The following is a 5,733-nucleotide window of genomic DNA, read 5'->3' on the forward strand; positions in this document are numbered from 1 at the left end:
GGGGTCAGGGGCGGATCAGGCCGTCTCGCCGCCCTCCGCGCCACGGCGGCGGAACCTCAGCACGAGGGCGGTACCTCCCGCGAGGGCCACCCCGCCGACGACGAGCATCGGCACCAGGAGACCGAGACCGGTGTCGGCCAGGTCGTCCCCGCCGCCACCGCCGCCGCTACCCGCGCCGTCCTCGTCGCCACCGCCGGTGCCACCTCCGGACGGAGGCGGGGTGGTGGTCGGCGGGGTGCTCTCGCCACCGCCTCCGAGCACGCGGAAGGAGGCGGACGCCTCAGCCGACTCCAAGCCGTCGACGACCTGGAGGGCGCGCACCGTGTGGTCGCCCAGGGAGAGATCGGCGTCGAGCTCGACCTGCCAGTTCCCCTCCGCGTCGGCCGTCACCTCGACGGCGTCCCGCTCGTCGACGGTCACCCGCACGGTGGCCTCGGCGATGGCGGTCCCCCGGATCACCGGGCGCCGTTCCTCGGTCTCCGAGCCGTCGGTGGGCTCGGTGATCGTGGGAGCGGTGGGCGCGACCACGAAGCGGGAGGTGCCCTCGTCGGAGCTGACGGTGGTACCTCCCACCGTCAGCGACTGCGCGACGGTCACGGTGTACTCGCCGTACCCGAGGTCTCCCTCGGGCTGGAAGGACCAGGCTCCCCCGGCGTCCGCCGTCACGGTGGCGGGCGTTCCGGCCAGGTCCACCGAGACGGTGGCGTGCGGCGCCGCCTCACCGGTGATGGTCGGCCGGGCCTCGCCCACGCTGGCGCCGTCCTCGGGCGAGGTGACCGCCGGCGCGTCCAGCTCGGTCAGCACGTGGACGTCGTCGAGCTTGGGCAGCACGTCGCTGACCAGCGAGACGCCCAACGCGCGGGGCTCGCTGAACTCGGGGCTGGAGCTCTGCGGGTGGCAGGTCTCGTTGCCGTACTGGTCGTAGTCGTAGTACGCGGCGGAGCTCATGCCGACGGCGAGGGTGCCGGCGACGATCGCGCCGCCGCTGTCGCCGCCCTCGACGCAGGCGTTGAACTCGAAACCATCGACGCTGACGATCTCACCGCCGTCGGGGAACTCCCAGTTCGTGTCGGCCACGGTGACCTCACCGCAGGTGAAACCGGTGGTGCGGCCCGACTTGCAGACCTCCATGCCCTCCAGCGGGGCGACCACACCGGTGATCGCCCGCGCCGAGCCGTCCCAGGTGTTGACCGAGGTCGAGAGCGCGTCGCTCGGCGCGATGGTCGCGTAGTCGTCGGAGCCGTTGCCGAACGCCACCTCCTGGAAGGTGCCGATCTTCTCCACCGGGAAGGTGAGGCCTCCGGCGGGCTCGCGGTAGACGGAGTCGAAGCCCTCCCGCGCCAGGCAGTGGCCAGCCGTGAGGAAGAGCGGGTTCAACGCGGAGTCGTAGGCGGCGAACCCGAAGGAGCAGAGGTTGTACAGGTCGCTGGGTCGGCTCGCGCCGTCCCGGCCGGCCACGTAGCCGTCGCCGCCCTGGATGTCGACCAGCCTCGGCTGGCCACCCTGCTTCTCGACGTCCACCTCGACGCCCACGTCGGGGCGACCGGCGGCGACGCCGGCACCCTCCTCACCGGACACGGTGAGGACGAGGCCGCGTTCGCGGTTGCTCACGGCGATCCCACGGACGAGGTCGCGCTGGGCCTCGGGCAGCCCGCGCACCCAGGAGGCCAGCTGGTCGCCGGCGGCCTCCAGCCGCTGCCTGCTCGGTCCACCGACGTGCGCCTGGGCGCCCGCCTCGCGGACGACCTCGGCAGCGGACTCGTCGGTCACGTTCACGTGCAGGGTTCTGCTGTCCTTGTCGAACCAGGAACCACCGAAGCTGGCGCCGAGCTCGGCCTCCAGGTCCTCGCTGGTGAGGGACGCGTTCCCCGCCGCCGTGGCCCGCTCCGCGTACACCTCGGCGTTGATGCCGAGGTCGCGTTGGACGGCGATCCGCATCTCGGTGGGCAGCGCCTCGGCCGCGACCTCGAGCAGGGTCTCGCCGGTTGGCTCCTCCTCCGCCTGCGCGGCGGCGGTGGTGGCGCCCAGGGCCGAACCCGCGGCCACCAGGCCGGCGGCGAGCACCGCCGTGAGCAGTCCCCGCCTGGGACTCGCCTTGGTCATGAAAGTCCTTCCCTACGTACCCCAGCCCCCAGTAATTCACACCTTCGAGTGGAAAAGGATCTCACTCTTTCGGGTGCTAGGGGGACCGTAGTCAGCAGGGGAGAAGGCACGACCTGATCTTCGTGAAATAGTGCACAAAGTTGGCCGGTTCGTTACCTACCTGCGGTGATGTCGATGCCACCGCTCGCACACCTGCCGAGGTGGCGCCCGTGATCGGCATTCGGGTAATGGGTGAGTAAATGCCGTTCCCGTCACCTTGATCACGTGTGCGTGATCTCCCGAAGAGTGAGAGGAAGTGACGGATGACCGAAAGGAGGCCGCGGACGCCGGCACCCGGCGCGACCCCCGGCTGCGCGCGGGACCGTCGCGGACGCACGTCCCGCGCCCGCGACGGCTCCGACGGCACGGGAACGACCCCGCGACGCCGCGGGCGGCACCCGCGGGCGGCACCCGGCCCGCGCGCGACCCCGGCCCGCACCGGGCACCACCCGGCAGCCGGCCCCCTGACCAGGAGGAACGGAAGAAGTAGTCCTCGCGGGGAACACGAGGCGCCGGCAGCACGTTGGGCGTGGCAGAAAGGTTGAGCGCGGGGCGCTCAAGGGCTGGTTGACTCCGTCGACCGGGTGAGCGCAGACTTGAGCCCGTTCCACTCAACGCACAGCAACGCAGCAGGAGGTTCTTCGATGTCGCGTGCGGTCGGTATCGACCTGGGGACAACCAACTCGGTGGTCGCCGTACTCGAAGGCGGTGAGCCGACGGTCATCGCGAACTCGGAGGGTGCGCGCACGACGCCGTCCGTGGTGGCCTTCGCCCGCAACGGCGAGGTGCTCGTCGGGCAGTCGGCCAAGAACCAGGCCGTCACCAACGTCGACCGGACGATCCGGTCCGTCAAGCGCCACATGGGCACCGACTGGGCCACCGAGATCGACGGCAAGAAGTACACCTCGCAGGAGATCAGCGCGCGGACGCTGCAGAAGCTCAAGCGGGACGCCGAGGCGTACCTCGGCGAGGAGGTCACCGACGCGGTGATCACCGTCCCGGCCTACTTCGAGGACGCGCAGCGGCAGGCCACCAAGGAGGCCGGCCAGATCGCGGGTCTGAACGTCCTGCGGATCGTCAACGAGCCGACGGCGGCCGCGCTCGCCTACGGCCTCGACAAGGGCGAGAAGGAACAGACCATCCTGGTCTTCGACCTCGGTGGCGGCACCTTCGACGTCTCGCTGCTGGAGATCGGTGACGGCGTCGTCGAGGTCCGCGCCACCTCCGGCGACAACCACCTCGGCGGTGACGACTGGGACCAGCGCATCGTCGACTGGCTGGTCGAGCGCTTCAAGTCCGGCCAGGGCATCGACCTGAGCAAGGACAAGATGGCGATGCAGCGGATCCGGGAGGCCGCGGAGAAGGCCAAGATCGAGCTGTCCTCCTCCTCCACCGCCAGCATCAACCTGCCCTACATCACCGTCGACGCGGACAAGAACCCGCTGTTCCTCGACGAGACCCTGTCCAGGGCCGAGTTCCAGCGCATCAGCTCCGACCTGCTGGAGCGCACCAAGACGCCGTTCAACAACGTCATCCGCGACGCCGGCATCAGCGTGGCCGACATCGACCACGTCGTCCTGGTGGGCGGCTCCACCCGGATGCCCGCCGTCGCCGAGCTGGTCAAGGAACTGACCGGTGGCCGGGAGCCGAACAAGGGCGTCAACCCGGACGAGGTCGTCGCGGTCGGCGCCTCGCTCCAGGCCGGCGTGCTGCGCGGCGAGGTCAAGGACGTGCTGCTGCTCGACGTCACCCCGCTCTCCCTGGGCATCGAGACCAAGGGCGGCGTGATGACCAAGCTCATCGAGCGCAACACCACCATCCCCACCAAGCGCTCGGAGATCTTCTCCACCGCCGACGACAACCAGCCCTCGGTGCAGATCCAGGTCTTCCAGGGCGAGCGTGAGATCGCGGCGTACAACAAGAAGCTGGGTGTCTTCGAACTGACGGGCCTCCCGCCGGCACCGCGCGGCGTCCCGCAGATCGAGGTCAGCTTCGACATCGACGCCAACGGCATCGTGCACGTCAACGCGAAGGACCTCGGCACGGGCAAGGAGCAGTCGATGACGATCAGCGGCGGCTCCGCGCTGCCGAAGGACGAGATCGACCGCATGATGCGCGACGCCGAGCAGCACGCGCAGGAGGACAAGCAGCGGCGGGAGGAGGCCGAGACCCGCAACCAGGCGGAGAGCCTCGTCTACCAGACCGAGAAGGTCCTCAAGGAGAACGACGAGAAGCTGCCGGCCGACGTCAAGGAGAAGGTGCGGGCCGCCATCGACGAGGCCAACACCGCGCTCAAGGGCGAGGACCTCGCCGCCATCAAGACGGCGGTGGAGAAGCTGGCCACCGAGTCCCAGGCGCTGGGCCAGGCCCTGTACGCCAACACCGGGGCGACGCCGGGGGACGCGGGCCAGGGTGAGGCCGGAACCGCCGGCGCCGGTACCTCGGGTGCTGGTGGCGCCGGCGCCAAGGACGACGTCGTGGACGCCGAGATCGTGGACGAGGACGACAAGAAGTGAGTGCGCAGGGGCAGGAACTTCCCGATCGGGAGAACGGGGACGAGCAGCCCAGGGTCGTGATCCGCGACCGCCGCCGCATCGACCCCGAGACCGGTGAGGCGCGCGACCCGGACGCCGAGAACAACGGCGGCCGGCACCGCGCCGAGCCGTCCTCCGAGGAGTCGCCCACGACCCAGGAGGACGAGCCGGTGGTCGTCGAGGCGGACGCCGTGGAGGCGCCCCCGGCGGAGGCGCCCCCGGCGGAGGCGTCTGCCGTGGAGGCCGAGGCCGCCGCTCCCAGCGAGCTGGAGCAGCAGCTGGCCGAGCGGACGGCCGACCTCCAGCGCCTCAGCGCCGAGTACGCCAACTACCGGCGCCGGGTGGAGCGCGACCGGGAGGCCACGGTCAACGCGGCCAAGGCCGCGCTGGCCAGCGACCTGCTGGTCGTGCTCGACGACCTCGAGCGGGCCGCGGCCCACGGTGACCTCACCGGTCCCTTCAAGGCCGTGGGCGACAAGGTCGTGGAGACGCTCACCAAGGCCGGCCTGGAGCCGTACGGCGCGGAGGGTGACCCCTTCGACCCGTCGGTGCACGAGGCGGTGCAGCACGACACCTCGCCCGACGTCAGCGAGCCGACGGTGACGACCGTGCTGCGTCGCGGTTACCGGTTCGGGGACCGGGTGCTGCGGGCACCGCTGGTCGGTGTGACCGACCACGACCCGTCCGGTACCCCCACTCCGGTGGCCGACGAGGGCTCGTCCAGCGGTGACCAGGCCGAGCGGGACGCGTGAGGAAGGGAGGGGCGTTCGGTGAGTTCGAGGGACTGGATCGAGAAGGACTTCTACGCGGAGCTGGGCGTCCCTCCTGACGCGTCGGCCGACGAGATCAAGAAGTCGTACCGGAAGCTGGCCCGGGACCTGCACCCCGACGCCAACCCCGGTGACACCAAGGCCGAGACCCGCTTCAAGGCGGTGTCCGAGGCCTACGGGGTGCTCTCCGACGCCTCCAAGCGGAAGCAGTACGACGAGGCCCGTCGGCTGTTCGGGTCGGGCGGGTTCCGGGGCGGTGGCGGCTTCGACGGTTTCGGCTCGGGCAG

At 70.8% G+C, this 5,733-nt stretch carries 4 protein-coding genes; 3 read left to right on the top strand and 1 reads right to left on the bottom strand.

Annotated features, from left to right (window positions below; all coding sequences use genetic code 11):
* Positions 1-15 precede the first annotated feature (15 nt).
* Entirely contained in the window at positions 16-2,103 is a 2,088-nt protein-coding gene (locus tag ACTIDRAF_RS0216895; RefSeq protein WP_016699903.1) for a S1 family peptidase, read from the bottom strand.
* A 683-nt stretch (positions 2,104-2,786) separates the two neighbouring features.
* Here ACTIDRAF_RS0216895 and dnaK point away from each other — a divergent pair.
* The 3 genes from dnaK to ACTIDRAF_RS29390 all read left to right on the top strand — a co-directional run.
* Positions 2,787-4,658 (top strand): molecular chaperone DnaK, encoded by a 1,872-nt coding sequence (gene dnaK / locus ACTIDRAF_RS0216900; protein ID WP_016699905.1) that lies wholly within the window; start codon positions 2,787-2,789, stop codon positions 4,656-4,658.
* Positions 4,655-5,428 carry a nucleotide exchange factor GrpE gene (gene grpE, locus ACTIDRAF_RS0216905; protein WP_016699906.1) on the top strand — a complete coding sequence of 258 codons (774 nt, stop codon included), beginning with the start codon at positions 4,655-4,657 and terminating at the stop codon, positions 5,426-5,428. Before dnaK ends, grpE begins: the two co-directional genes overlap by 4 nt.
* 18 nt (positions 5,429-5,446) lie before the next feature.
* A partial coding sequence (locus ACTIDRAF_RS29390; RefSeq protein ID WP_039787775.1) for a DnaJ domain-containing protein occupies positions 5,447-5,733 on the top strand: 287 nt, incomplete at its 3' end.

Origin of the sequence: Actinoalloteichus spitiensis RMV-1378 (assembly GCF_000239155.1) — a bacterium.
Lineage (GTDB): Bacteria > Actinomycetota > Actinomycetes > Mycobacteriales > Pseudonocardiaceae > Actinoalloteichus_B > Actinoalloteichus_B spitiensis.

What these genes read in the sequence shown, in the direction of transcription:
- ACTIDRAF_RS0216895 (WP_016699903.1), bottom strand. Translation starts at nt 2,103, where the DNA reads ATGACCAAGGCGAGTCCCAGGCGGGGACTGCTCACGGCGGTGCTCGCC.
- dnaK (WP_016699905.1), top strand. Translation starts at nt 2,787, where the DNA reads ATGTCGCGTGCGGTCGGTATCGACCTGGGGACAACCAACTCGGTGGTC.